Raw genomic sequence first — 24,842 nt, 5'->3', positions numbered from 1 at the left:
GGCCTGCCGGGAACAATAACGATGAAACACGCCGCCGCCAAAAGCCCTGAAAAAGCGCCACACTTCTGGCGTGACGACGCCCTGCCCTTCATCGAAGCGCGGGCTATCGCCGATGGCCGTGAGGTCTGCTACTCGCGCCATTCCCATGCGCATTTTTCGATCGGTGCGATAACCGCCGGGCGCAGCATTTATGTGCATGAGCAATCGACGTTCGACGTCGCCGCCGGCACCGTGGTGCTGATGAATCCAGGCGATGTGCACGCCTGCAATCCGATCGATGATCAGCCGTGGTCGTATCTGATGTTGTACGTGGAAACGCCGTGGCTGACGGACTTGCAGCATCAGCTGGGGTTCAATACCGAGCTTGAGTTCCGCCGATTTTCCACCACGCACTTGAATGACGCTCGGCTGTTCCGGGCGCTGCAAGGGTTGTACGCCACACTGGTCGATGAGCAGCAGGATGTACTGCGTAAACAGAGCGCAGCGGTGGAGTTTTTCAGCGACCTGCAGCTGCGCCTGAACCCGGCGGAACAACCGTTGCGCGAGCCGAATTTCAAGCTCGAACGCGCCGCCGATTTCATCCGTGAACACTGCACCGATCTGCTCAGCCTGGAGGACATCTGCACGGCGGCGCAGCTGTCGACCTCGTACCTGATCCGCGCCTTCAAGCAGCATTACGGCATGACCCCGCACGCGTTCGTGGTCAACCAGCGCATCCAGTTCGCCCGCGAACGCCTGCGCAGCGGCCAGTTGATTGCCGATGTCGCCCTTGAAGCAGGGTTTGCCGATCAAGCGCACTTCCAGCGCGCGTTCAAACAGCATCTGGCCGCGACACCCGGCCAATATCGCGGCTGACAGTCAAAATCGGCTACGCTCCAGATCAGCGGCCAATCCCGGCCCGGGAGTTTGCTCTGGATGATTCTGATTCTGTTGCCGTCCGCCGATTACGACCCGACTGAAAGCAGCGTGCCGTGGCAGGCGCTGCACAACGCGGGCATCGAGGCCCGTTTTGCCACGCCGCAAGGCCTGCCTGCCTACGCCGATTCACGGTTGGTGAGCGTTGGGTTCGGGCCGCTGAACCCGATGCTGATGACGCGCAAGGCCGACCTCGATAGTTACGCCCAGATGATCGACAGCGCGGCATTTCTTCAACCGCTGGCGTATGCCGATGTCGACCCGTCTCAGTTCGACGGTCTGCTGATTCCCGGCGGTCATGCCAAAGGCATGCGCAGCCTGCTGGAGTCCGGACAGGCACGGCAAATCGCCCTGCAGTTTTACAAGGCACAAAAACCCGTGGCGGCGGTGTGTCATGGCGTGCTGTTACTGGCCCGCACCCTTGACCCTGACACCGGACGTTCGGTGTTGTTCGGGCGCAAGGTCACAGCGTTGCTGGCGACCACCATGGAGTTACCGGCCTGGCTGATGACCTGCGCCTGGCTGGGGCGTTACTTCCGCACTTACCCGCAGACCGTCGAGGCAGAGGTGACTGCCGCACTGTCGCGCCAATCCGACTTTGTACGCGGTCCCCTCATCGCCAGGCGTGATAGCGCAAAAGCGCCGCAAACAGGGTTCGTGGTGCGCGACGGCAATCTGCTGACGGCGCGCTGGCCCGGTGATTGCCATCGCTTCGCCAAAGAATGGGTCGCCATGCTGCAAGCACGATCGGCTGGGTGAATGACACGAGACTTATGGCAACAACAGATAAATCGCACTCGCCGCCAGCAACAAAGCCATGAACCGATTGAACAGGCGCATCCCCGCCGGATTGCCCAGATACCCACGTAAAAACGTCCCGGCATACACCCAGCAACCCACTGACAAATAGCAGATCACCAGATACACCGCCGCAAACTGCCAGACCAGCCGCGCCTCGCCATCGGCGACAAACGCGCCCATCCCTGCCACGCAAGCCAGCCAGGCTTTCGGGTTGAGCCATTGCATCACCGCGCCGTACAACATCGACGGCGCACGCGCCGCCTCGCCGGCATTCAACTGGCCGTCATCAGCCGCCAGTTTCCAGGCCATGAACAACAGAAACGCCACCCCGGCCAGTTGCACCACCCGGGTCAGGGCCGGCCACAACGTCAGCACTTCATGCAGCCCCAGGCCCATCAGCACCAGCAGCAACACAAACCCCAACGTCGCCCCCGCCACATGCCGCTGACTGGCCCGGAAGCCGAATTGCGCGCCGGAACTCAACGCCACGATATTCACCGGTCCCGGGGTAATGGACGCCACCAATGCAAACGCCGCCATCGACACAATCAGACTCATCGCACACCTGTTTCAATTCAAGGAACAAGATCGCAACACTAACCAGCGCCACCCTTGGGTGTATTGAACAAAATTACCCCGATTAATCTACAGCACCCTGGAACGGAATATCACCCACCCATCCCCAACCAACTCTTAACGTTAATCCAACTAACAAATATCCAGATACTTTTGAAAACAGCCTGAAACTCAAAACAGATAAATCACGACGGGCAATGTTTTATATTCCCCGGCAACTTCACAAACAGCCACCCCACCGGTGACTGATCGCTGTATTACATCAACCTGGAAACAGAAGAGTTCTATATGGATATTACCCGCAACCTGTTCAGCGCCGCCCCCGCTTCCGCCGATGAGCAAGAGCGCCTGAACATTGCCAAAGCCCTGGAAAACAGACACTTCCTTCTGCAAAACTCCAGCACCAGCGATGATGCCCTGCAACTCGTCACCGAGGTGATTGCAGGTAGCGATTTCGACCATGCACATCACGCCGGCAAACTATTGCTACGCACGGTAATCCACCATCCGGAATTCGCCAGCCTCACTGAAAAACTGAGCATCGACAAGAACCATTGGTTCATGGTGTTGAGCAATGGCGAAGTTTATGCCGCCCATGAAGAAACAGGTTCTACCGGCACTTACATTCATTACAGCATCATTACCGATCAACTTTATGAAGTCGAAGCGCTGCGCGCCGATGTTGAACTTCTGGCCAATGGCGCCCGGCGTACTGGCGGCATCATTTCTTCCGGCAACAAAGTCCCCTTGCGCAACTGGTTGATCTTTCAGGATATCGACCGACCTGAAGACGAAGCCGCCATCGCCAACCTGATCGACTGCCTGAAATTCACCCTGCCGCCCGCGCCGAAGTTCGGCAACTACTGGGGCATCAGCGAAGAAGCCGCCGACGCTGCGCTGATTGTCGAACCCGAGCAATACCCGCTGATCCTGCAGCAGGTGCGCAAGCGCATGGCCGATGCTGGCCGGCATGCCGAACCGTTGATCAACTATCTGACAGATGCGCTGCTGGTGAAGAAAAGTGGCGCGCTGGTGATGGAGGATCCGCGCCTGGCGTGGGAACACCTGCTGGAAACGCGTGAAGCCCGGGAGTTTGCGCAAACCTGTCTCGAAGCCCTGCATGGCCCGGACCCGGCACCGGCAATGACCGAAATCACGCGCAGTCGGTTGCTGCTCGCCGCTGTCGTGCTGGATCTGGACATGGGTTCGGAAGAACGGGTCGCGACGCATCGTGGCTTGCGTTACGCGCCGTTGCACGTGCACGAAACCTCGGCCCAGGCCCGTGCTCGCCTGAAACAGCAGTTCGAGCAGATCAACCGTGCCGATCCGTTCGCCGCGCACCTGGCGGTGGAGCTGGTGCTGGCGGGCCAGTCCCCGGAGTTCCTGGTGCTGACCCCGCAGACGCTGTTGATCGGTTCGCCCGGTTGGGTATTGTTGCGCAAAGCGGTGCTGCTGACGGAACGCATCGCGCCCGGGCTGTCCCTGACACTGTCCTACGCCCAACTGATCAAATTCGCCGCGCTTGCACCGCTCAGCGACGCTCAAAGGACCGTGCATCAAGTCCTCAATCTGCAATGCGTGATGGACTGGGCAGCCATCAACGAAATGCTCCCCGATGAAAACGCGGCACTGACGCCAGAAGGCGTTGCAACAGCAGCGATGAATCACTACAGCGCTTATGCCAAGGAATTGGAAGACGCACTGCACGCCATTACGGCGGCCCCGGTCAGCCGCCGCAAACTGGCAAGACAAACGCTGCTGGACGCCGGCATTGCTAATCAGGGAGAAATATTCGCTTCACCGCACAACAAGGGTGGTTTGATCCGCGACACGGTGATCAATCTTTACCTCGCCAACCAGCTGCATCGGAAAAACCTCACCAGCAAATCGAGCAAGCGCAATCTGCACGATGTGCATCCCGGCCTGGCGGATCTTGCGCCCGTCAACGGGTTGTACGCTGAGCAGCTCAAACCGCAGCACGAACGCTTCAAGGCGGGTATCAGCACGATGATCCGGCTGGCGTTTTCCAACCTGAGCCTGAGTGAACGGCAAGCGCTGACCCAGGGCGCGTCAACCGTGTACCTGGTGCGCGGCAACCGCAACATTCCCGGTCACAGCGCCGACCACTTCTCCCCGCACGGCGTGGTCATCCTGTGTCGTCACAAATCGAAGCACCATTGCTTCGAGCTGTTCCCGCTACAGGGGCTGTGCCGTACCAGCGAACGTCTGGCCGAGGCTTACTTCAAGGCGTCAGCGTTCAACGAAGACACCGGCAGCTTCGACGAAGCGACCAATGAGGAAACAGGAGTTTTCCCGCGCCTCACCTACCTCGAAAACATCGTGAGCGAGCACAAGGCTTACTTCGAAGGCGCAACGCCTCGGCCAACCGAACAGGCGGACATCAACCGGTTACTGCCGCGCCACCATTGGCAACTTGAAGAGTATGCGCAGATTCGCGAGTTCGGCATGCTGCTTGATCGGCTGGGGGAATTTGCCGAGCACAACGAACCTTCCGCCTGGCATGTCTCGCCGATGGACAGCTTTCGCTCCGTCAGGCTCAAGGACATGGCCGACTTCATTGCACACAAGAACCCGGCCATCACCTATGACGAGTATTACCGGATGGGCTATGACCAGACTGAATACGAAGAGCAGCAGGAGGAGTACGAACGCGTTGCCAACATCATTCTGAATATCTTCATTCCGTTCCGGGGCTGTATTCAGCAACTGACGTCGGATGATCCGGATCAACGCAGCGGGGCGGCCTTCAGCTGTGTCATCGACGCCCTCGCCGTGGCCTTTGTCTTTATCGGGGCGGCCGGGGCCCTGGCCAAAGCCGCGGCCAGCAGCACGCGGCTGTTAAGCCTCAGCCGCGTGGCCGGCAATGTTCTGGTATCGCTGTTCAACCCGCTGGACGGCGTTCCACAACTGCTGGTCGGCACCGGCAAACTGCTGGGTAAAAGTGCGCTGAAGCTCACTCATTACGGCAACACCGTCAGCCGTATCAGTGCTCGCCAACTACGGCGGCTGACCAGCACCAGCAGCGGCTCTTATGACCTGGTCAAAGCGCTGGGCAAGTCCGGGGCGGCGGCGGAGATTCGCATGACGTTACCGACGGTGGCGCACGGGCGAGCGCTGTTTCAGGATGACAGCATTGAAACCGCCAGCCAGGTCCTCAAGCGCCTGCTGGACCAGAACACTGCGCTACCCAAAGGTGCCAGCCACGCGGAGCTGGACCAGCTGTACAAAAATGCACTGGTGAGTACCACACGCAAACTGCAAAAGACTCAGGAGCTGGAGGCCCTGATCGGCCAGACGGCACTCGATGATCTGTTGACAACGTTCATGACAAAGAACCGCCACGAATACAGCGCCGCGCGCTCAGCCGGCAGCGAATATTCTGATTTGCTGGAGTCGTTCAGCGAGTTGGAGGCGCGTAAGGTTATCTACATGAAAAACCATCAGCAGAATGTGCTGAAACAGGATCTGGGGGCAGCCCCTTACAACGGCGTAGTGCCCGAGTCACGTTACAACCCTAAAGGCTTTACCGATAACGCCCAGCGAGCCGGAGCGTGGATCGTTCATGCTTCGAACTCACCGGGCAACGACCTCGACAGTATCGTAGCCATACTGCGAGAGTACGCCGACAGCAACAAGCCCCTCACTGACCCGGATCTGATCCGCCAGTTACACGTCAGTATCGCGCCGGCGACCGCTGACATCATTCGTGTAGGCACGCACCCTACAAAATATGGCAGCAACATCAGTGGCTTTTCCTTGATGCAGGATCACCTGAAGCTTCTCGACCCCGCCCATGAACACTTCGGCAAGCAAATGTTCGCTACGGTCGCGGGCTTTCATGTGTTCGGTGACGGCAACGGCCGTACGGGTCGCGCCCTGTATGCGATCCACGAGCTGCGACACAACCGTTTCAGTCCGCTGTCAAAAGAATCGATCAGCGCGCTCCATGGCCTCGACGGCGATTTGTAATCCCGAGTAGACCTGTGGCCCGGCCGGTATCAACCGACCGGGCTATTTCTTCATTCGCCCGCAAGCATCACCGGCACCGTAAACCGAAACTCCGTGCCCTGCCCTGGCTCACTGCTGGCCTCGATCCGCCCGCCATGGGCTTCAACAATCCCTTGGGTGATGTACAAGCCCAGGCCGGTTCCGGTCGGATTGCCTTCCTTCACCGTCCAGTAACGATCAAACACCCGCGCCAGGTTTTCCTTGGGAATGCCTTCGCCAGTGTCACGCACAGTAAACACGATCTCTTTACCGTCAGACTTGGCCAGCACGCCCACCGAGCCTTTGCGCGGGGTGAACTTGATCGCGTTGCCGATCAGGTTCGACAACACCTGAAACAGGCGTTCCGGGTCGGCATGGATTTTCAGGTCGGGATCGGCTTCGAACGAGATGCTGATGTCCTTGTCCAGCGCCAGTGGCCCGAGCAGTGACTGGGTTTCCTCGAACATCTGCCCGACATCCAGGGTCTGCGGCGCAATGGTGTAGCGCCCGGCATCGATTTTCGAGGTATCGAGCAAGTCTTCCAGCAGCGTGTTCATCCGCCCGGCTGCCTGCTGCATGGTGTCGATGGCCGTGGAGATGCGCCGCGAAGTGTGCGGCCCATCGGAGCTGAAGGCCTTGTGCAACATGCCGCAGAGCATCGAAATCACCGTCATCGGATTGCGCAGATCATGCGAGACCACCGCCACCAGTTCATCACGGGCGCGTACCGCTTCCTGCTCGCGGCACACTTGGCGGGCGAGGTCACTTTCCAGTGCCGAACGACGCAGATCATTGGCGGCAAACAGATCGCCATGGCTCCATTTGGTGGAGATCCCGGCCATCTCGACTTTCCAGATTTCGAACGAGGTGCGCGGGCGCAGACGCAGGCCGGCGTCGGAGTTTTCCAGATCCAGCGGCTTGCGCGGGTCACCGCTCCAGTTGATGTTCTCCTTGACCTCGGGGCGGAACCACAACACGCCGTTGTCCACCGGTTTGGGCAGGCTCATGGCGAGCACGCCGCTGGCCACTGGCTGAAACTGCGTGGCCGGCGGATAGACGCTCGCCAAGTGATGGCTGGCGAACACCGGTTCGCCGGTTTCCTGCAACCATTTGTGCAGCGCGCGAATCTCTTCCGGCTCCGGGCAGTTGCCGTAACGGTGCAGCTGTTTGTCTTCGATGATCGCAATGCCCCCGGCCCCGGCCAGCGCCATCAGCACTTGCGGTTGCTGCGCCAGACCATCGAAGACATTTTCCGGCGAGTCGATCATGGCCTGATTGAGCAGCGCCAACGCCTCGACTTTCTCCTCGCGCTGGCGGCTGATTTCCAGCGACTCCATCGCACTGATCTGCAGCGACAGCACCTGGCCGATGGTCTGACACGCGCTGCGCAGTTCGTGCGGCACATGCAGCGGCTGACGGTTGCCGCAACTGATCAGGCCCCAGAGCTTGTCGCCCTTGAGCAGGGAAATACTCATCGACGACAGCACGCCCATGTTCTTCATGTACTGGCAGTGAATCGGCGACACGCTGCGCAGGGTGGCGAAACTCAGGTCGAGCGGGGTCTGGGTGTCCGGGCGCAGCTTAGGCACCAGCGGCACTGGCTGGTAATCGGCATTCGGAATGATCCGCAGCCAGTTGGTGCGGTACAGCTCGCGCGCCTGCTCGGGGATGTCGGAGGCCGGGAAGAACAGGCCATTGAACACTTCCATCGATGGATCGGACGCCTCGGCGATGACCTGACCGTGGCCCTCCTCCTCGAAGCGGTAGATCAGCACCCGGTCGTAACCGGTCATCGCCTGGATTTCCTTGACGCTGATTTCATACAGCGCCTGCAACGTGGTGGCCGCTTGCAGACGCTGGAGCATACGTCCCAGATTGGTTGGATTGCTGGCGACGTTACGCGGCTGGAAATTCTCGACGTGGATTTCCAGTTCCAGAATCAATACGCCCTGATGACGGTGCAGCAGCCCTTCGAACGCAGTGCCGTTGAGGCGAAAATGCAGCGGTCCGGCATCGGCAAACACCGGATGCAGCAACGCGTCGCTAACAGCCGCCGCATGTGCCTCACCCAGCAACTTGTGCAGCGGCTGGCCGATCAGTTCCTGCGCCGGACGTGCCAGCAAGGTCTCGACGTTGGCGCTGATCTGAATGATCTCCAGCGCCGGCTCGCTCAGAGTCAGCAGCAAACCGTGGGGCTGGATCGCCCCGGGGAAGCGAATCGGTTCGTCGGCACAGTTGGCCAGCAGTTCTTCAAAGGCTTCTTTGTCTTGCGGAGTCATGCCAGTACCTCCCGGCTTTCGAGCCAACGCTCGAAACAGCTGAATGTGGTTTGGGCTGCCGCAACCACGGCCTCACGTTCGCCCGCATCCAGCGACCGACTGCCCAGGTATTCAATGAAATCGCGCCAGCGGCGACCGGTGGCGGCGCCATAAATGTCGAGGAATGCCGCGCCATTGCCGGCATCCAGGCGCAACCTCGAGGCGATTTCGCGGCGCAGGATCTGCCCGCCAAGGGTTGCCCCTTCCAGCACATACAACACCCCCAGGCAGGTCGCGCTGGAGTCGATCACTGGCAACGACTGACACAGCGGCAGACGCGCGATGGTCTCGGCCGTCAGGCCCAGAGCCTGCAGATCATTTAACAGGGTCTGCGCCTTGAGACGTGGCGCCAGATCGAAATCGACCGGGATCGAGCCGCTGTCGAGTAATGCGCTTTCCAGCGGCAGATAAAAGCCGTAGTAAGCCTGCATCAGACGTTCAAAGGCGTTCGCATCGAGGGAATCGGAGAAAAAAGGAAGACGTTTTTCCAGTGCGATATGCAGCTCGGCAGTACCGGCTCGCAGATCTTGCAGCACCAGTGGCACATAAACTTCACGGGCCTTTGCTTGCATGTAAATCGCTCTTGGTGGGGCCGCTTCGGGGCCATGCGGGGTGCTTGCAACGTTGGACGGATACTACACGGCAAATGCCTTTTCTGACCTGGCGCACAGTTTTTTTCGGACGAAACCATCGGCTTCTGACCTTTCAGAGTTCCGCAAAATCGGAAAAGTTCGACTCGACTAAGGGAGTTATCGAGGCTGTACCGCGACAGCACCGCGTGACTGTACGGGTCAGCGCGCCCGCAGCCTGTGATAAAAAAGCGTCATCGCTTCTGGAGCCCAAGCCCATGGACCTCGCCACGCTGTCACTGTTTCTCCCGGCCTGTTTCGCCCTGAACATGGCCCCCGGGCCGAACAACCTGCTGTCGGTCAGCAATGCCACCCGCTATGGCTATCGCCGGGCCTGCGCGGCCGGCGTCGGGCGGATTATCGCGTTCGCCGGGATGATCGCCCTCGCCGGCGCCGGGTTGTCGGTGGTGCTGCAAACCTCGGAATGGCTGTTCCATGCGATCAAGATCATTGGCGCGGCGTACCTGCTGTACCTCGCCTGGCAACTGTGGCGTGCCAACCCCGAGGCCGAGCAGCAGGTGGCGGGAGCGTCGGTGGGGTTCTGGCGGTTGGCGCGTCAGGAGTTCCTGGTGGCGGCGGGCAATCCGAAAGCGATCCTGCTGTTCACGGCATTCCTGCCGCAATTCGTTGACCCGAGCCGTCCGGTACCGGCGCAATTCGCCGTGCTCGGTGCGCTGTTCCTGCTGCTGGAATGGATCGCCATCGGCGCCTACGCCTGGATGGGCCTGCACATGCGCCGCTGGTTCGCCGAGCCGCGCGGCAAGCGGATCTTCAACCGTTGCTGCGCGGGGCTGTTGTCGGCGGCGGCTTCGGTGCTGTTGATGGCCAAACGGGCGTGAGGCCTAGGCCTCTGACGGCCCTTTGAGTTCGACCTGATTGCCGTCCGGGTCGAAACAATACAGCGACAGACCGTAGCCCTCGGCGCCGAAGCGTCTGGTGGCTTTTTCAACGCTCAGGCCGTGTGCCTGCAAGTGTTGGGTCAGCGCGGGTTCGTCGAAGGGCTCGATGCGCAGGCAGAAGTGATCGACGTTACGTCGTTCGGTGCCGGCCGCCCCGCCGCCCTTCTTGCCCAGCTCACCCTGCAGGTCGACAAGGTCGATCATCGAGGTCCCGGCGCGCAAATGCACCAGGCCCATTTTGTCGTTGTGCTTGACCACCTCGGCACCGAATACCTGACCGTAAAAATCGATACTGCGTTGCAGATCGGCGACCCGCAGGACGATGTGATCGAGGTGTTGAATGATGAACGGCTGCATGGGTTGGCTCCATCGAATCGGCGACCCGCTGATTGTGGTGCAGAATCGAAAAAATTCACTGTCGATTTTTCGGTGGAGCCATCGAAATCCTGGATTTAAGCTCAGGCCATGAACATACAAACCGCACTGCTGCCGCCCCACGCCGAGATGGTTCGCGCCATGCTCGAACGTGACACTGCCTACGAAGGAGTGTTCTTCACGGCCGTGAAAACCACCGGGATCTTCTGCCGCCCCAGTTGCACGGCGCGCAAGCCGAAACCGGAGAACGTCGAGTTCTTCGCCCATGCCGATGAGTGCCTGTCCGCCGGTTACCGCGCCTGTCTGCGCTGCAAACCGCTGGACGCCGCCGCCATCGCCCCCGACTGGGTGCAGCGCCTGCTGAAAGCCGTCGATGCCGACCCGGAGGTGCGCTGGAGTGATGCACAGTTGCTGGCCGAAGGTATTGAACCGCTGAAACTGCGGCGCTGGTTCAAGCAGCATTTCGGCATGACCTTCCATGCGTGGCTGCGCACCCGCCGGCTCGGCATGGCGCTGGGCGGGATTCGCCAAGGCACCTCGATTGACCATGCGGCGTTCGACTCAGGCTACGAATCGCTCAGCGGTTTTCGCGATGCGTTCCAAAAGTCGTTCCACATCACCCCGGGGCGCGCGGCCAACAGTGAGCCGCTGCTGTTCACCCGCCTGACCACGCCGCTGGGGCCGATGATCGCCATGGCCGAACGGCGCGGACTGGTGTTGCTGGAGTTTCTCGATCGCCCGGCGCTGACCCGCGAAGTCGAAGCGTTACAGACCCGCCATGGCTACGTGGTCGCGCCTGGGCACAACGCGCATTTGCAGCAGATCGAAGAGCAGCTCAACGAATATTTTGCCGGGACGCGCACTCTGTTCAGCGTGCCGCTGCACCTGCCCGGCAGCGCGTTCGACCGGCAAGTCTGGGAGCAACTGCTGCACATTCCTTATGGACACACCAGCACCTACGGCACCCTCGCCGCACGTTTGGGCAAACCCGGCGCCAGTCGCGCGGTGGGGCTGGCCAACGGGCACAATCGGCTGGCGATCGTGGTGCCATGCCATCGAGTGATCGGTGCGGACGGCTCGCTGACCGGCTATGGTGGTGGGCAGCCGCGCAAGGCGTTTCTGCTGCGGCTGGAAAACGCTGCGGTGCAGCTCACGCAACCACTGGCTTTCTGAAGATTTGCACCACTCACAAGAAGGGATTTCGATGAACGCGCTCGACACTCGGTTTCACCAGTTACACCAGGATGGCCTGCTGATCCTGACCAACGTCGCCGACGCCACCGGTGCGAGGCTGGTCGAGCAAGCGGGCGGCAAGGCTGTCGCTACCAGCAGCGCGGCGGTCGCGTGGGCGCACGGCTATGCGGATGGCAATACCCTGCCCCTCGAACGGCTGATTTCGACCGTGGAATCCATCGCCCGTGTGATCAAGGTGCCGTTGAGCGTGGACATCGAGGCCGGTTATTCCGATGACCTCGGGCGCGTGGCCGAAGTCATCGACGCGGTGCTCGCTGCCGGTGCGGTCGGGATCAATATCGAGGACGGCAGCGGCGCCCCGGAACTGTTGGTGCGCAAGATCGAAGTGGCACGCGAAGTCGCCCGCAAGCGCGAGGTGAAGCTGTTCATCAACGCGCGCACCGACGTCTACCTCAAGAGTCTGGTACCGGCCGAGGATCGCGTCGCCGAAACCCTGCGCCGTTCGGCGTTGTACCAGGCGGCCGGGGCCGATGGCCTGTTTGCTGCCGGCGTGACTGCTGCGTATGAAATCGAGGCAATCTGCAAGGGCACGTCACTGCCGGTGAACGTGCTCGGCTTCGCCTGCCTGCCCTCGCCGACTGAGCTGCAAGCCCTGGGCGTGCGCCGCTTGAGTGCCGGTTCCGGCATCGCCGAATTCCTTTATGGCGCGATGGGTTCGCTGGTGAAGAGCTTCCTCGCCAGTGGCAAGCTTGACACCCACGACCTGAAGGCGCTGACCTACGGCGAAGTCAACGGCCTGCTGAAATAGCATGCTGGATCGTTATCAGGCGGCCAGCGAGTTTCTGGCCGCGCTCGACGAGGGCTGGCAGCGACACATTGCAGCCATCGGCCCTTGCCTGCATCAACCGCACCCGACGCGTGATCCTTACGAATCGCTGGTGCGGGCGATTGCCTATCAGCAGCTGCACGCCAAGGCTGGGGATGCGATTGTCGGGCGCCTGGTGGCGTTGTTTCCTGGGCAGACGTTTCCCCGGCCTGAGCAGATTCTCGCGACCGACTTCGATCAGTTGCGCGGCTGCGGCTTTTCGGCGGGCAAGATTGCGACTATTCAGGGCATCGCCCAGGCGACGCTGGACGGCGTGGTGCCGGATTACCCCACCGCGCTGGCGATGGACGACGAGGCGTTGATCGAACGCCTGGTCAGCCTGCGCGGGGTTGGCCGCTGGACGGTGGAGATGTTGTTGATCTACAGCCTCGAACGCATGGATATTTTGCCGGCGGATGACTTTGGCGTGCGCGAGGGCTATCGGCGCTTGAAGGGGCTGGCGGTGCAGCCGACGCGCAAGCAGATGATCGAAATCGGCTTGGCGTGGAGTCCGTATCGGACGGTGGCGGCGTGGTATTTGTGGCGCATGCCAAAACCGCTGCCCTCACCCTAGCCCTCTCCCGGAGGGAGAGGGAACTGACTGGGGGAGACTTGAGATATCCGCCGACCTGAAATAGCGGCTGTGAATCCATAGTCGCCCCGGATTTTCAGGTCGATGTATTACGCAAGACTCCTCGGTCGGCTCCCTCTCCCTCCGGGAGAGGGCTGGGGTGAGGGTTGGCTTTTCAGAGGCCAGACTTCAACTTGCTGAACGCCCGAATCAAAGCCCGGTTGAACGCCTTGCCATTGTCATTCTTGCTGTACAGCGAAGCCCGCACCGCCTCCGACGGATACGTCCCCGGATCATTTCGGATCGAGGCATCGACCAAAGCATCCGCCGCCGTGATCGCATTGGCGTAGTGGATGGTGTCCGTGATCGGCGCGATCACCTCGGGAGTCATCAGGTAATCCATCAACGCCAGCCCGGCCTGCGGATGCGGCGCGTCCTTGGGAATGACCATGGCGTCGAACCAGATCAGCGTGCCCTCCTTCGGGATGCGGTAACTGAGCTGGAACGGCTTGCTCGCCGCTTGCGCCTGCCCTGCTGCAATCGCCACGTTGCCATTCCACGACATCGCCACGCAGGTGTTGCCGTTAGCCAGGTCGCTGATGTTCAGGTCGTTGTCGAAGTAGCGAATGTACGGGCGGATCTTCGCCAGTTGCTGCTCGGCGAGCTTCAGGTCATCAAGGTTCTGCCGGTTGATGTCCAGGCCCAGGTACTTCATGACTGCGGCGAACACTTCGTTTGGATCGTTGAGCAGACTCACCCCGCAATCGGCAAATTTAGAGACCACGGCCGGATCGAACAGCATCGCCCAACTGTCCGTCGGCGCCTCCGGCAGACGCTGCTTGATCGCCTGCTCCTGATAACCGACGCCGGTCGTGCCCCAAGCGTAGATTCCAGCAAAGCGGTTGCCCGGATCGAACACCGCCATGTGCTGACGGAACTCTTCACCGACGCCGGAAAAATGCGGCACCCGCGCCTTGTCCAGCGGCTGGATCGCACCGCTCTCGATGGCCCGCGACAGGTGCTGACCGGCGGTCAGCACCAGGTCATAACCGCTGCGCCCGGTGAGCAGTTTGGTCTCCACGGTTTCCAGCGAATCAAAGTGATCGGCGACCACATGAATCCCGGTCTGCGCCTCGAAATTCTTCAGCGTATCCGGGGCCAGATACTCGCCCCAGATGTACAGGTTGACCACCGGTCTTGCGGTGTCGGCGGCCTGCACACACAGGGGTGCAAGCACCAGCAGTAACGCTTGAGTCAGTTTGTGCAGGCCCATCATCACACCCCCTTCTTGTGAGGCGCGCCGGCGTATTGCGGCATGGTGATGCACGCAACGTTACCGCCACCGAGGAGGATTTCCCGGGAGTTTTCGATGCCGACGATCTTGTGCTGCGGGAACAGTTCGGCGAGGGTCGCCAGGGCCACTTGGTCGTTGCGATCACCGAACAGCGGCACCACGATCGAGCTGTTGCCGGCGTAGTAATTGATGTACGACGCGCAGATTTGGGTGCCGGCCTGACGGGTGTGCGTGCTGTCCTGCTGATCGAGGCCTTCGGCTTCTTCGGCAGTCCACTCCAGCACGTCCGGTTGCGGCAGTTTATGCACGATCAACTCGCGACCACGGCTGTCGCGGGTGCTGCGCAGAATGTCGTAGGCCTCCTGATAGATTTCCCACTGCGGATCATCGCGGTTGTCAGTCCATTGCAGCACCACTTCGCCCGGGCGTACGAAGCACGCCAGATCATCGACATGGCCATCGGTTTCATCGAACTTGCAGCCCCGTGGCAGCCAGATCACCTGCTCGGCGCCGAGGTAATCGGTCAGGCGCCGAGTGACTTCGTCCTTGCCCAAATGCTGGTTGCGATTGCGGTTGAGCAGGCACTGTTCGGTGGTGAGGATGCTGCCCTGGCCGTCACTCTGGATGCCGCCGAGTTCGGCAATCAGCGGTGCGCGGTAACGGTCGAAACGTTCGATTTCGAGGATCTTGCTGGCGATCTGGTCGTCCTTGTCCCACGGGTAATACAGGCCGCCGTCAAGGCCGCCGTAAGCGTTGAATTCAAAATCGACGCCACGCACTTCGCCGCTCTGGTCGTTGACCACGAAACACGGACCGCTGTCGCGGAACCAGGTGTCGTTGCAGGTCATCTCGACCACGCGCACCTGCGGTGGCAACTGGCGGCGCGCAGTGGCGAATTGTGCAGCGGAGGCGCACACGGTGACCGGTTCGCTCTGCGCGATGGCGCTGACAATCTGTACCCAGACTTTCTGCGCCGGTTTCGCACCGTTGCGCCACACGTCGGTGCGCTCCGGCCAGCCGAGCCAGCAACCGGATTTGGCTTCGAATTCGCCGGGCAGACGAAAGCCGTCGTGTTTTGGGGTGGAGTCGAGCAAACGTGCCATGATCAAACCTCATCTTGGGGCTGGGAATGACCACAGGCTACGGTCGCGGACGGCTGGCCCGCCAACGATGATTATTGCGGAACAGTTGAATTGAACTCATCAATCGGCCAGTTGATCGTTGAACCATTCGAGCATCTGCGCCACCGCCGGACGCTCCAGGCGCAGTCGCTCGCAGACCAGCGCGTATTGGCCAAGCGCGGTCATGCTTGACGCGAACGGCCGCACCAGGCGTCCGCTCAGCAAGTCCTCCTGCGCGGTGAGGTTGTCGCCCATCGCCACGCCCTGCCCCTGCGCCGCCGCTTCCAGCGCCAGACCGGCGTGAGCGAAATACAACTGGCGCTGCGGACGCAGATCGCCGGCATGACTGGTGAGCCAGGCGGTCCAGGTCTTGCCGTCCTGATCGTCGTGCAGCAAGCAATGACGGGCCAGGTCCTTCGGGGCTTTCAGAGAGCCCTGGTTGAACAGTCCGGGGCTGCACACCGGGAAGAATTGCAGCGCCGGCAACGGCCGCACGAAATAGGCGCTGCTGTCCACTGGGCCGGTGCCGTAGGTGATCGCCAGATCGATGTCTTCGCCGGGGGCACTGGCGTCAATCGGCTGCTCGTAGAGATGCAGGGTGATGTGCGGATAGCGTGCGTAAAAATCGGTGAGGCGGTTCATCAGCCACTTCTGCGCCAGTTCGGCGGTGACCGCCAGGCGCAAGACCGCCAGCGAGGATGGATCGCGCAGTTCATCGCAGGCCTCGCCGATCAGTTCGAAGGCCTGCTGCAGGCTCTGCATCAGGCGTCCGGCGGCGATGGTCGGGCGGATCTGCCGGCCTTCGCGGATGAACAGCGAGACGCCGAGTTGATCTTCGAGTTGACGGATCTGGTGACTGACCGCGCTGTCGGTGACGCACAACTCGGCGGCGGCCCGACCGAAATGCGCGTGGCGGGCGGCGCATTCGAAGGTTCGCAGGGCGGCCAGTGAGGGGAGTCTTCGCATGGGTTGGGGTGCCTTTTTTGGGGACATGCTGACCGGGCCTTGAGCAGGCGTCCAGTGCGACCGAGTTATCGTTCATCGCGAGCAGGCTCACTCCTACATTTGAAATGCATTCCAATTGTAGGAGTGAGCCTGCTCGCGATGGCACCAGAACAAACACTGCAAAACCTTCTAGGCTCAACCGCACCCCCTTCAGCCAACCGGAGGCCCCTCATGCACCTCGAAGGCTCCTGCCATTGCGGCGCCGTCACCTTCAGTCTGACCAGCGCCCACCCCTACCCTTATCAACGCTGCTACTGCTCGATCTGCCGCAAGACCCAGGGCGGTGGCGGTTACGCGATCAACCTCGGCGGCGATGCGGCCAGTCTGAAAGTCCAGGGTCGCAAGCACATCTCGATCTACCACGCGAAGATGAAGGAAGAAGGCGAAAAACGTGCCCATCGCAGCACAGCCGAGCGGCATTTCTGTTCGCAGTGCGGCAGTGGCTTGTGGCTGTTCAGCCCGGAATGGCCGGAACTGATTCACCCATTCGCTTCGGCCATCGATACGCCGCTGCCGGTGCCGCCGGAGCACACGCATTTGATGCTCGGGTCGAAGGCGTCCTGGGTCGAGGTGGATGCGAAACCCAAGGACAAGCAGTTTGCGGTGTATCCCGAGGAGTCGATTGCGCAGTGGCATGAGCGGTTGGGGTTGGTCAAATGAGCATAGTTTCGCGCTGTGATTGATGGCCCTATCGCGAGCAGGCTCACTCCTACAAAGGAATGGATTCCAAATGTAGGAGTGAGCCTGCTCGCGATGGGGCCCAACCTGCCAACCCAAATCAGTCCAGATGCGCCCAGGTCATCCGAAACGACGCCCCACCCCAAGCCGATTCCCCGACCTCGACCTGCCCGCCATGGGACTGCGACACCCGCCGCACCAGCGCCAGCCCCAGGCCAAAACCACCGGTTCGCCGATCGCGACTGGCATCCAGCCGCGAGAACGGTTCGAAGATTTTCTCCCGACCTTCCACCGGCACACCCGGACCGTCGTCGTTGACCCGCACTTCGTAGTAATCGCCGCTGCGCACCAGCGTCACTTCGACTCGCTGCTCGGCATAACGAATGGCGTTGCGCAGCAGATTGATCACCGCCCGCGCCATGAACCGCGGCTCGATGCGCACGGTGTCGAGCCGACAATCACCGATCAGCAACTGCACCCCCGCCGCTTCCGCCTCGAGCGCGACGCTGCCGACCACGCTGTCGAGCCAGTTGGCGGCCTGGATGTTTTCACGTTTGATCACCGTCGCGCCACGTTCGAGGCTGGCGTAGGTCAGCAGCTCGGAGACCATTTCTTCCAGCTCGCCGAGGTCGGCGTACATGTCGGCGATCAGTTCGCGGTTCTGACTGGCGTCCGGCTGTTGCTTGAGTTGGTCGAGTTCGAACGACAATCGCGCAATCGGCGTACGCAGTTCGTGGGACACCGCGTTGGTCAGCTCGCGCTGATTGGCGATCAGGCTCTCGATGCGCGCCGCCATCAGGTTGAAGTGTTCGGCCAGGTCGCGGATGTTCGAGCGTTTCGATAGTTGAATGCGCACCGACAGGTCGTTGTCGCCAAAGCGTTCGGCGGCCAGACGCAGTTTTTCCAGATCACGCCAGTGCGGGCGCACCCAGAAGAACAGGACGATGCCGATCAGCACTGCGAGCATCGCGTAAGCCACCGCGATGTAGAACGGCATCAGGCTCGGCTCGGGCGGCAGCTTGATGCTAAGCAGTTGCGAGCCACCGTCGATGTTGCTGATGAACTGGGTGTAGTTGTCGCGAATCACCAACAGGTTCTGCGCCAGTTCTTCCTTTTCCTCGGGGCTGAGATCCAGTTGATCGGCCTCGACCAGTTTCAGCGACAGACCGTAGTGCGGCCGCAATGCTTCCAGTTGTTGCTCACGCGCCGCACCCTGCTGATCGCGCATGTGTTCGACCAGTGACCACGCCTGACCGCGCACCGCCTCACGGTTGTAGGCCTGCATCTGATTGTCGAGCAACGCGTTAAAGGTGTGCTCGACGGTTTGCAGGGCCAGAACCAGCCCTACTGTCATCACCAGAAACAGCCCGAGGAATAACCGCAGCATTTACAGCTCCCACGCGAACGGATTGAACAGGTAACCCTTGCCCCACACGGTCTTGATGCACACCGGTTCGCGGGGATTGTCTTTGAGTTTGTTACGCAATTTGCTGATGTACACGTCGACGCTGCGGTTAAGCCCGTCAAAAGCGATACCGCGCATGCGATTGAGGATGTCATCGCGGGACAGGGTCTTGCCGGCGGCGCTGGCCAGCAGCCACAGCAGCTCGAATTCCATGGTGGTCATTTCGATGATCTCGCCGGCCAGACGCACTTCGCGGCAGCTGCGATCGATGCTCAACCGTCCGAATTCCAGCGAGCTGACCACGCCGCTGTCCGGCACCTGGCGCCGCTGCAAGGCGCGCAGCCGAGCGAGCAATACCGGCGGTTTGATCGGTTTGATCACGTAGTCATCGGCGCCGGATTCCAGACCGAGAATGTGGTCGAGATCGTCTTCCTTGGCGGTGAGGATGACAATCGGCGTGTCCGCCACACTGCGAATTTCCCGGCACACGTGCAAGCCGCTCTGCCCCGGCAGCATCAGGTCGAGCACCACCACTTTGGGCTGGAACTCGAGGAACGCGGCCACCGCCAGATCGCCGCGATGCACCGCGCGCACTTCGTAGCCATGCTGTTCGAGAAAGTGCGCAATCAGCGTGGCCAGACGCTCGTCGTCTTCGACCAGCAGGACTTTGCCAAAACCCAGGTTATCCATAACGACCGTCTGCCAACCCATGTGTGAAGTGGGCGACAGTATGGCGGCAATCGCCGCCGAGGCGTTGTTTCGGGCAGCAAAAACCGGCCGCAGGGGCCGGTTTTCGGTGATATTTCATACTCTTAAGAGTTTTTAACAGTTTGTGTCTCAGGCCGCAGCCGGCACACCACTGTGAAAGCGGAACTCTTCATCCGGCGACTCGATCAGCTCCTGCTCGGCAGCACGGACCTTGTCGATCACCTGAGCGATGTCCTTCGCGTCGCCATACTGGTAGGCCAGTTTCAGATAACCCTGAAAATGCCGCGCCTCGCTTTTCAACAGACCGAAATAGAACTTGCCGAGTTCTTCGTCGAGATGCGGCACCAGCGCTTCGAAACGCTCGCAACTGCGCGCTTCGATAAATGCGCCGACCACCAGCGTATCCACCAGTTTCACCGGTTCGTGGCTGCGCACCACTTTGCGCAGACTCGACGCGTAACGCCCGGCGTGCAGTTGGCGCAGCTCGATCTTGCGGCGCTTCATGATGCGCATGACTTGTTCGTGGTGCACCAGTTCTTCCCGGGCCAGACGCGACATCATGTTGATCAGGTCGACGTGGGAATGGTACTTGGCAATCAGGCTCAGCGCGGTACTGGCGGCCTTGAACTCGCAGTTCTTGTGGTCGATCAGCAGGGTTTCCTGATCGGCCAGTGCCGCCTGGACCCAGGCGTCGGGCGTGCGGCAGCCAAGGAATTCGTGGATTTCGGGAAGGATCATGGGGCTCACGGTAAAAGGTGTACGAGCAAAGGCCGCCGATTATACCGGCCTGCCCGCAGACCACCAGTCGCAGGCGTTGATATGCATCAAGTCGCGGGCACATGAGCAGCAACTATAGTTGTGCTACGCCGTGCCTTTTCTTTGCTGGAGACTCCGCTCATGCAAGCCATTCGCAGCATTCTGGTGGTCATCGACCCCGAACATTCGGAAAGCCTGGCGCTCAAGCGCGCCAAGTTGATCGCCGGTGTGACGCAGGCCCATCTGCACCTGCTGGTGTGCGACCGCAAGCACGACCACGCTGCCATGCTCGGTGTACTCAAAGCCGCGCTGATCGCCGATGGCTACAGCGTGACCACCGAACAGGCGTGGAACGAGAGCCTGCACGAAACCATCATCGATGTGCAGCAGGCCGAAGGCTGCGGGCTGGTGGTCAAACAGCACTACCCCGACAGTGCGCTGAAAAAGGCTTTGCTGACGCCGGCGGACTGGAAACTGTTGCGCCACTGCCCGGCCCCGGTACTGCTGGTGAAAACCAGCACACCGTGGAAAGACCGGGTGATTCTGGCGGCCGTCGATGTGGGCAATGCCGATGGCGAGCACCGGCATTTGCACACCACGATCATCGATCACGGCTACGACATCGCGCGCCTCGCCAAGGGACATCTGCATGTCATCACGGCCCATCCGTCGCCGATGCTGTCCTCGGCGGATCCGGTGTTCCAGCTCAAGTCGACGATCGAGGCGAAGTACCGCGAGCAGTGCAAGGCGTTTCAGGCTGAATTCGATGTGGATGACGAGCATCTGCACATCGAGGAAGGCCCGGCGGACGTGCTGATTCCGTTCATGGCGCACAAGCTGCAGGCGGCGGTGACGGTGATCGGCACCGTGGCGCGAACCGGGTTGTCGGGCGCATTGATCGGCAATACCGCCGAAGTGGTGCTGGATGCGCTGGAAAGCGATGTGCTGGTGCTCAAGCCGCAGGAGGTTGAGGATCATCTGGTGGAGTTGGCGGTGAAGCATTAAGCGTTGCGGTGCCTGAAACGGCCTCTTCGCGAGCAAGCCCGCTCCCACAGTGGATTGATGTCGAACACAAAATCCCTGTGGGAGCGGGCTTGCTCGCGAAGCTTTTGATCTTCAGGCGCCAAAGGCGTCCTTGAGGAAACCGGGAGCGATGTAGCGCTGATAATGCGCTTCCGACAGCAGGAAGAATTCCCGATCAATGGCATCACGCAATTCCGGCAGGTTCCAGTCGCGGAACTCCGGCAGCAACACCATCCCGTAGGCTTCCAGATTAATGATCACCCGCGCCCCGCGAGCAATCAGCTGATACGCCCAGCAATACTCCGACTGATGCGGCACGAAGCGGATCTTGCGCTGTTCCAGTTGCAGGCGCAGACGCGCCGGATCGAAGATCTCGACCTTGCTGGCCATCACTTGTGACAGCAATTGCTCCAGCCGCAACCACACCGCACGCTTTTCCTCCTCGCCGTAACCATTCCAGTGGATCACTTCGTGGTGGAAACGCTTGCAGCCACGGCACACCAGGTCTCCGTAAACAGTGGAGCAGAGGCCGACGCAGGGGGTCTTGATGGTCTGATTGGGCATAAATTGGCAAAACACTGAAACGCGGAACAGGCCGGCATGTTAGCCCTTTGTCGGGCATTGATCACCCCTCAAACGTCAGGGGCAAGCGCTGGCTCGCGGTTTGACTCACCTGCGCACAACGCCACCAAAGTCCAATAGAGCGCGACTTACCTTTAAATTTTTTTTGCCGTAGAATCAGCCAGCCTTTTAAGGCGCCAATGTCCGTTAGAAGCTGTTTTCAAAGCGTCACGAGCACAGTCGTTCCTTCAGAGCGGTGTTGGCGAAGGGTTTTTCCAGCGGGGAAAAGCCCAACGCCAACCCTCATCAGCTCCCCGTTCTGCAGGCGTAAAACTTTGAAAGCAGCTTCTGTAAGGAATGGTCGGTAATTCTGGCTAAGCGGCCCACAACGCCGCGCAGCGCATGAGTACGAGCATTTCGCGACGAGCGTCCCGGACACCCATTTGGGACCACTGATGAGGGTAATAACTGTGCTTGAAGCCTACCGCAAACATATCGAAGAGCGTGCAGCCCTGGGTATCGTTCCCCAGCCGCTTAACGCCGAACAAACTGCAGGCCTGGTCGAGCTGCTGAAGAATCCTCCGGCTGGCGAAGAAGCTTTCCTCGTTGACCTGATCACCAATCGCGTACCACCAGGCGTGGACGAAGCCGCTTACGTCAAAGCCGGTTTCCTGTCGGCCCTGGCCAAAGGCGAAGTCTCCTCCCCTCTGCTGGACAAGAAGCGCGCTGTAGAACTGCTCGGCACCATGCAGGGCGGCTACAACATCGTGACCCTGGTTGAACTGCTGGACAACGCCGAACTGGCGCCAGTGGCTGCCGAAGAACTCAAGCACACCCTGCTGATGTTCGATGCCTTCCACGACGTGGCTGAAAAAGCCAAGAACGGCAACGTTCACGCCAAAGCCGTGCTGCAATCCTGGGCTGACGGCGAGTGGTTCAAGAAGCGCCCGGTACTGGCCGACAAGATCAGCCTGCGCGTGTTCAAGGTCACCGGCGAAACCAACACCGACGACCTGTCCCCTGCGCCAGACGCCTGGTCGCGTCCTGACATCCCGCTGCACGCCCTGGCCATGCTGAAAATGGCTCGTGACGGCATCGTTCCGGACGAGCAAGGCAAGACCGGCCCGATGAAGCAGATCGAAGAGATGCGCGGACAAGGCTTCCCGATCGCCTACGTCGGTGACGTGGTCGGTACCGGTTCCTCGCGTAAATCCGCGACCAACTCGGTCCTGTGGTTCTTCGGCGACGACATCCCTTACGTGCCGAACAAGCGCGCTGGCGGTTTCTGCTTCGGCAGCAAAATCGCTCCGATCTTCTACAACACCATGGAAGATGCCGGCGCACTGCCAATCGAGTTCGACGTGTCGAACATGAACATGGGCGACGTGATCGACCTGTACCCGCACGCAGGCAAAGTCTGCAAGCACGGTACCGACGAAGTCATCACCACCTTCGAAATGAAGACCCCTGTGCTGCTGGACGAAGTCCGTGCCGGCGGTCGTATTCCGCTGATCATCGGCCGTGGCCTGACCGAGAAGGCTCGCGCCGAACTGGGTCTGCCAGCATTCGATCTGTTCAAGAAGCCTGAAGCACCGGCTGAAAGCACCAAGGGCTTCACCCTGGCGCAGAAAATGGTCGGCAAGGCTTGCGGTCTGGCAGAAGGCCAAGGCGTTCGTCCTGGCACCTACTGCGAACCGAAGATGACCACCGTGGGCTCTCAGGACACCACCGGTCCAATGACCCGTGACGAACTGAAAGACCTGGCGTGCCTGGGCTTCTCCGCTGACCTGGTGATGCAGTCTTTCTGCCACACCGCGGCGTATCCGAAGCCGATCGACGTGACCACCCACCACACCCTGCCTGACTTCATCATGACCCGCGGCGGCGTTTCCCTGCGTCCGGGCGACGGCATCATCCACTCGTGGCTGAACCGCATGCTGCTGCCGGACACCGTGGGTACCGGTGGTGACTCGCACACCCGTTTCCCGATGGGCATCTCGTTCCCGGCCGGTTCCGGTCTGGTCGCGTTCGCCGCTGCCACCGGCGTCATGCCGCTGGACATGCCGGAATCGATCCTGGTGCGCTTCAAAGGCAAAATGAAACCTGGCATCACCCTGCGTGACCTGGTTCATGCCATTCCTTACTTCGCCATCCAGAACGGTCTGCTGACCGTCGAGAAGAAAGGCAAGAAAAACGCCTTCTCCGGCCGCATCCTGGAAATCGAAGGCCTGGAAGGTCTGACCCTGGAACAGGCGTTCGAACTGTCCGACGCCTCGGCCGAACGTTCGGCTGCCGGTTGCACCATCAAGCTGTCGAAAGAGTCGATCACCGAGTACCTGCAGTCCAACATCACCCTGCTGCGCTGGATGATCGGCGAAGGCTACGGCGATGCACGTACCCTGGAACGTCGCGCGCAAGCGATGGAAGCCTGGATCGCCAACCCTGAGCTGATGGAAGCCGATGCCGACGCCGAATACGCCGAAGTCATCGAAATCGATCTGGCCGACATCAACGAGCCGGTACTGTGCGCACCGAACGATCCGGACGACGCCCGTCTGCTGTCCAGCGTTGCTGGCGAGAAGATCGACGAAGTGTTCATCGGTTCGTGCATGACCAACATCGGTCACTTCCGCGCTGCCGGTAAACTGCTGGATCAGGTCAAGGGTCAGCTGCCTACCCGTCTGTGGCTGTCGCCGCCGACCAAGATGGACGCTCACCAACTGACCGAAGAAGGCTACTACGGCATCTACGGCAAAGCAGGCGCGCGCATGGAAATGCCAGGCTGCTCGCTGTGCATGGGTAACCAGGCACGCGTTGAGCCGAACAGCACCGTGGTCTCGACTTCGACCCGTAACTTCCCGAACCGTCTGGGCGACGGCGCGAATGTCTACCTGGCTTCGGCCGAGCTGGCGTCCGTGGCTTCGATCCTGGGTCGCCTGCCGACCGTCGAGGAGTACATGGAATACGCTGGCAAGATCGACAGCATGGCGGCCGATGTCTACCGCTATCTGTCCTTCGACCAGATCGCCGAGTTCCGTGAAGCAGCTGCGAACGCCAAGATCCCGGTCGTTCAAGCCTAACGTTACAAAGCAATAGAAAACGCCGCCCATCGTGAGATGCGCGGCGTTTTTTTATACCTT

21 protein-coding genes are annotated in these 24,842 nt (G+C 60.7%); 10 read left to right on the top strand and 11 right to left on the bottom strand.

Annotated features, from left to right (window positions below; all coding sequences use genetic code 11):
• Positions 1-21: 21 nt before the first annotated feature.
• On the top strand, positions 22-855 hold the full coding sequence (locus tag ACVHNU_RS08220; RefSeq protein ID WP_473019412.1) for an AraC family ligand binding domain-containing protein: 834 nt from the start codon (positions 22-24) through the stop codon (positions 853-855).
• 60 nt (positions 856-915) lie between these two features.
• Positions 916-1,674, top strand: coding sequence for a DJ-1/PfpI family protein (locus ACVHNU_RS08215; protein ID WP_473019411.1), 759 nt, complete (start codon positions 916-918; stop codon positions 1,672-1,674).
• A 12-nt stretch (positions 1,675-1,686) separates the two neighbouring features.
• Here ACVHNU_RS08215 and ACVHNU_RS08210 read toward each other — a convergent pair whose 3' ends face one another.
• Positions 1,687-2,274 carry a LysE family translocator gene (locus ACVHNU_RS08210; RefSeq protein WP_103485711.1) on the bottom strand — a complete coding sequence of 196 codons (588 nt, stop codon included), beginning with the start codon at positions 2,272-2,274 and terminating at the stop codon, positions 1,687-1,689.
• 306 nt (positions 2,275-2,580) lie between these two features.
• Here ACVHNU_RS08210 and ACVHNU_RS08205 point away from each other — a divergent pair, with 306 nt between their 5' ends.
• Positions 2,581-6,282: a hypothetical protein gene (locus tag ACVHNU_RS08205; RefSeq protein ID WP_473019410.1), complete on the top strand. Its 3,702-nt coding sequence runs from the start codon at positions 2,581-2,583 to the stop codon at positions 6,280-6,282.
• Positions 6,283-6,332: 50 nt separating this feature from the next.
• Here ACVHNU_RS08205 and ACVHNU_RS08200 read toward each other — a convergent pair whose 3' ends face one another.
• A complete protein-coding gene (locus ACVHNU_RS08200; RefSeq protein WP_473019409.1) occupies positions 6,333-8,579 on the bottom strand; it encodes an ATP-binding protein in 2,247 nt (748 codons plus the stop codon).
• Positions 8,576-9,190, bottom strand: coding sequence for a biliverdin-producing heme oxygenase (locus ACVHNU_RS08195; protein WP_473019408.1), 615 nt, complete (start codon positions 9,188-9,190; stop codon positions 8,576-8,578). The genes ACVHNU_RS08200 and ACVHNU_RS08195 overlap by 4 nt, the downstream gene beginning before the upstream one ends.
• Before the next feature lie 275 nt (positions 9,191-9,465).
• On the opposite strand from ACVHNU_RS08195, the gene ACVHNU_RS08190 reads away from it, so the two are divergent.
• The gene (locus tag ACVHNU_RS08190; RefSeq protein ID WP_103519744.1) at positions 9,466-10,086 is read left to right on the top strand and encodes a LysE family translocator; all 621 of its coding nucleotides are present in this window, start codon (positions 9,466-9,468) and stop codon (positions 10,084-10,086) included.
• A 3-nt stretch (positions 10,087-10,089) separates the two neighbouring features.
• Here ACVHNU_RS08190 and ACVHNU_RS08185 read toward each other — a convergent pair whose 3' ends face one another.
• The gene (locus ACVHNU_RS08185; protein WP_473019407.1) at positions 10,090-10,503 is read right to left on the bottom strand and encodes a VOC family protein; all 414 of its coding nucleotides are present in this window, start codon (positions 10,501-10,503) and stop codon (positions 10,090-10,092) included.
• Positions 10,504-10,611: 108 nt separating this feature from the next.
• Here ACVHNU_RS08185 and ACVHNU_RS08180 point away from each other — a divergent pair, with 108 nt between their 5' ends.
• Genes ACVHNU_RS08180 through ACVHNU_RS08170 form a run of 3 tightly spaced genes read left to right on the top strand, consistent with a single transcriptional unit; the run spans position 10,612 to position 13,154 of the window.
• The gene (locus ACVHNU_RS08180; RefSeq protein WP_103485705.1) at positions 10,612-11,694 is read left to right on the top strand and encodes a bifunctional transcriptional activator/DNA repair enzyme AdaA; all 1,083 of its coding nucleotides are present in this window, start codon (positions 10,612-10,614) and stop codon (positions 11,692-11,694) included.
• 31 nt (positions 11,695-11,725) lie between these two features.
• Positions 11,726-12,523: an isocitrate lyase/PEP mutase family protein gene (locus ACVHNU_RS08175; protein ID WP_103485704.1), complete on the top strand. Its 798-nt coding sequence runs from the start codon at positions 11,726-11,728 to the stop codon at positions 12,521-12,523.
• A 1-nt stretch (position 12,524) separates the two neighbouring features.
• Entirely contained in the window at positions 12,525-13,154 is a 630-nt protein-coding gene (locus ACVHNU_RS08170; protein ID WP_473019406.1) for a DNA-3-methyladenine glycosylase family protein, read from the top strand.
• 172 nt (positions 13,155-13,326) lie between these two features.
• Here ACVHNU_RS08170 and ACVHNU_RS08165 read toward each other — a convergent pair whose 3' ends face one another.
• The 3 genes from ACVHNU_RS08165 to ACVHNU_RS08155 all read right to left on the bottom strand — a co-directional run bounded on the left by ACVHNU_RS08165 (position 13,327) and on the right by ACVHNU_RS08155 (position 16,532).
• A complete protein-coding gene (locus ACVHNU_RS08165; RefSeq protein ID WP_473019405.1) occupies positions 13,327-14,424 on the bottom strand; it encodes an extracellular solute-binding protein in 1,098 nt (365 codons plus the stop codon).
• A gap of 2 nt (positions 14,425-14,426) precedes the next feature.
• The gene (gene aguA / locus ACVHNU_RS08160) at positions 14,427-15,548 is read right to left on the bottom strand and encodes an agmatine deiminase (protein WP_003224105.1); all 1,122 of its coding nucleotides are present in this window, start codon (positions 15,546-15,548) and stop codon (positions 14,427-14,429) included.
• 99 nt (positions 15,549-15,647) lie between these two features.
• Entirely contained in the window at positions 15,648-16,532 is an 885-nt protein-coding gene (locus ACVHNU_RS08155; RefSeq protein WP_473019404.1) for a LysR substrate-binding domain-containing protein, read from the bottom strand.
• Positions 16,533-16,742: 210 nt separating this feature from the next.
• Between ACVHNU_RS08155 and ACVHNU_RS08150 the strand changes: the two genes are divergently transcribed.
• Positions 16,743-17,231: a GFA family protein gene (locus ACVHNU_RS08150; protein ID WP_226501701.1), complete on the top strand. Its 489-nt coding sequence runs from the start codon at positions 16,743-16,745 to the stop codon at positions 17,229-17,231.
• Between the two features lie 118 nt (positions 17,232-17,349).
• On the opposite strand, the gene ACVHNU_RS08145 is transcribed toward ACVHNU_RS08150, so the two are convergent.
• The 3 genes from ACVHNU_RS08145 to ACVHNU_RS08135 all read right to left on the bottom strand — a co-directional run bounded on the left by ACVHNU_RS08145 (position 17,350) and on the right by ACVHNU_RS08135 (position 20,100).
• Positions 17,350-18,636, bottom strand: a complete 1,287-nt coding sequence (locus ACVHNU_RS08145) for an ATP-binding protein (protein WP_473019403.1) — start codon at positions 18,634-18,636, stop codon at positions 17,350-17,352.
• Positions 18,637-19,344 (bottom strand): response regulator, encoded by a 708-nt coding sequence (locus ACVHNU_RS08140; protein WP_045122404.1) that lies wholly within the window; start codon positions 19,342-19,344, stop codon positions 18,637-18,639.
• A gap of 147 nt (positions 19,345-19,491) precedes the next feature.
• Positions 19,492-20,100 (bottom strand): MiaE family protein, encoded by a 609-nt coding sequence (locus tag ACVHNU_RS08135; protein WP_003224098.1) that lies wholly within the window; start codon positions 20,098-20,100, stop codon positions 19,492-19,494.
• Positions 20,101-20,259: 159 nt separating this feature from the next.
• Here ACVHNU_RS08135 and ACVHNU_RS08130 point away from each other — a divergent pair, with 159 nt between their 5' ends.
• Positions 20,260-21,123 carry a universal stress protein gene (locus ACVHNU_RS08130; protein WP_473019402.1) on the top strand — a complete coding sequence of 288 codons (864 nt, stop codon included), beginning with the start codon at positions 20,260-20,262 and terminating at the stop codon, positions 21,121-21,123.
• Between the two features lie 111 nt (positions 21,124-21,234).
• Here ACVHNU_RS08130 and ACVHNU_RS08125 read toward each other — a convergent pair whose 3' ends face one another.
• On the bottom strand, positions 21,235-21,705 hold the full coding sequence (locus tag ACVHNU_RS08125) for a DUF1289 domain-containing protein (RefSeq protein ID WP_003224096.1): 471 nt from the start codon (positions 21,703-21,705) through the stop codon (positions 21,235-21,237).
• Between the two features lie 467 nt (positions 21,706-22,172).
• On the opposite strand from ACVHNU_RS08125, the gene acnB reads away from it, so the two are divergent.
• A complete protein-coding gene (gene acnB / locus ACVHNU_RS08120; protein WP_045122402.1) occupies positions 22,173-24,782 on the top strand; it encodes a bifunctional aconitate hydratase 2/2-methylisocitrate dehydratase in 2,610 nt (869 codons plus the stop codon).
• Positions 24,783-24,842 lie beyond the last annotated feature (60 nt).

This window comes from Pseudomonas sp. Ors-4-3C (assembly GCF_055755035.1).
Note: the sequence above shows the minus strand (reverse complement) of the source record. Positions and strands in the feature narration are given on the sequence as shown.

Coding starts and splice junctions, on each gene's coding strand:
- ACVHNU_RS08220 (WP_473019412.1), top strand. CDS start 22: ATGAAACACGCCGCCGCCAAAAGCCCTGAAAAAGCGCCACACTTCTGG.
- ACVHNU_RS08215 (WP_473019411.1), top strand. CDS start 916: ATGATTCTGATTCTGTTGCCGTCCGCCGATTACGACCCGACTGAAAGC.
- ACVHNU_RS08210 (WP_103485711.1), bottom strand. CDS start 2,274: ATGAGTCTGATTGTGTCGATGGCGGCGTTTGCATTGGTGGCGTCCATT.
- ACVHNU_RS08205 (WP_473019410.1), top strand. CDS start 2,581: ATGGATATTACCCGCAACCTGTTCAGCGCCGCCCCCGCTTCCGCCGAT.
- ACVHNU_RS08200 (WP_473019409.1), bottom strand. CDS start 8,579: ATGACTCCGCAAGACAAAGAAGCCTTTGAAGAACTGCTGGCCAACTGT.
- ACVHNU_RS08195 (WP_473019408.1), bottom strand. CDS start 9,190: ATGCAAGCAAAGGCCCGTGAAGTTTATGTGCCACTGGTGCTGCAAGAT.
- ACVHNU_RS08190 (WP_103519744.1), top strand. CDS start 9,466: ATGGACCTCGCCACGCTGTCACTGTTTCTCCCGGCCTGTTTCGCCCTG.
- ACVHNU_RS08185 (WP_473019407.1), bottom strand. CDS start 10,503: ATGCAGCCGTTCATCATTCAACACCTCGATCACATCGTCCTGCGGGTC.
- ACVHNU_RS08180 (WP_103485705.1), top strand. CDS start 10,612: ATGAACATACAAACCGCACTGCTGCCGCCCCACGCCGAGATGGTTCGC.
- ACVHNU_RS08175 (WP_103485704.1), top strand. CDS start 11,726: ATGAACGCGCTCGACACTCGGTTTCACCAGTTACACCAGGATGGCCTG.
- ACVHNU_RS08170 (WP_473019406.1), top strand. CDS start 12,525: ATGCTGGATCGTTATCAGGCGGCCAGCGAGTTTCTGGCCGCGCTCGAC.
- ACVHNU_RS08165 (WP_473019405.1), bottom strand. CDS start 14,424: ATGGGCCTGCACAAACTGACTCAAGCGTTACTGCTGGTGCTTGCACCC.
- aguA (WP_003224105.1), bottom strand. CDS start 15,548: ATGGCACGTTTGCTCGACTCCACCCCAAAACACGACGGCTTTCGTCTG.
- ACVHNU_RS08155 (WP_473019404.1), bottom strand. CDS start 16,532: ATGCGAAGACTCCCCTCACTGGCCGCCCTGCGAACCTTCGAATGCGCC.
- ACVHNU_RS08150 (WP_226501701.1), top strand. CDS start 16,743: ATGCACCTCGAAGGCTCCTGCCATTGCGGCGCCGTCACCTTCAGTCTG.
- ACVHNU_RS08145 (WP_473019403.1), bottom strand. CDS start 18,636: ATGCTGCGGTTATTCCTCGGGCTGTTTCTGGTGATGACAGTAGGGCTG.
- ACVHNU_RS08140 (WP_045122404.1), bottom strand. CDS start 19,344: ATGGATAACCTGGGTTTTGGCAAAGTCCTGCTGGTCGAAGACGACGAG.
- ACVHNU_RS08135 (WP_003224098.1), bottom strand. CDS start 20,100: ATGATCCTTCCCGAAATCCACGAATTCCTTGGCTGCCGCACGCCCGAC.
- ACVHNU_RS08130 (WP_473019402.1), top strand. CDS start 20,260: ATGCAAGCCATTCGCAGCATTCTGGTGGTCATCGACCCCGAACATTCG.
- ACVHNU_RS08125 (WP_003224096.1), bottom strand. CDS start 21,705: ATGCCCAATCAGACCATCAAGACCCCCTGCGTCGGCCTCTGCTCCACT.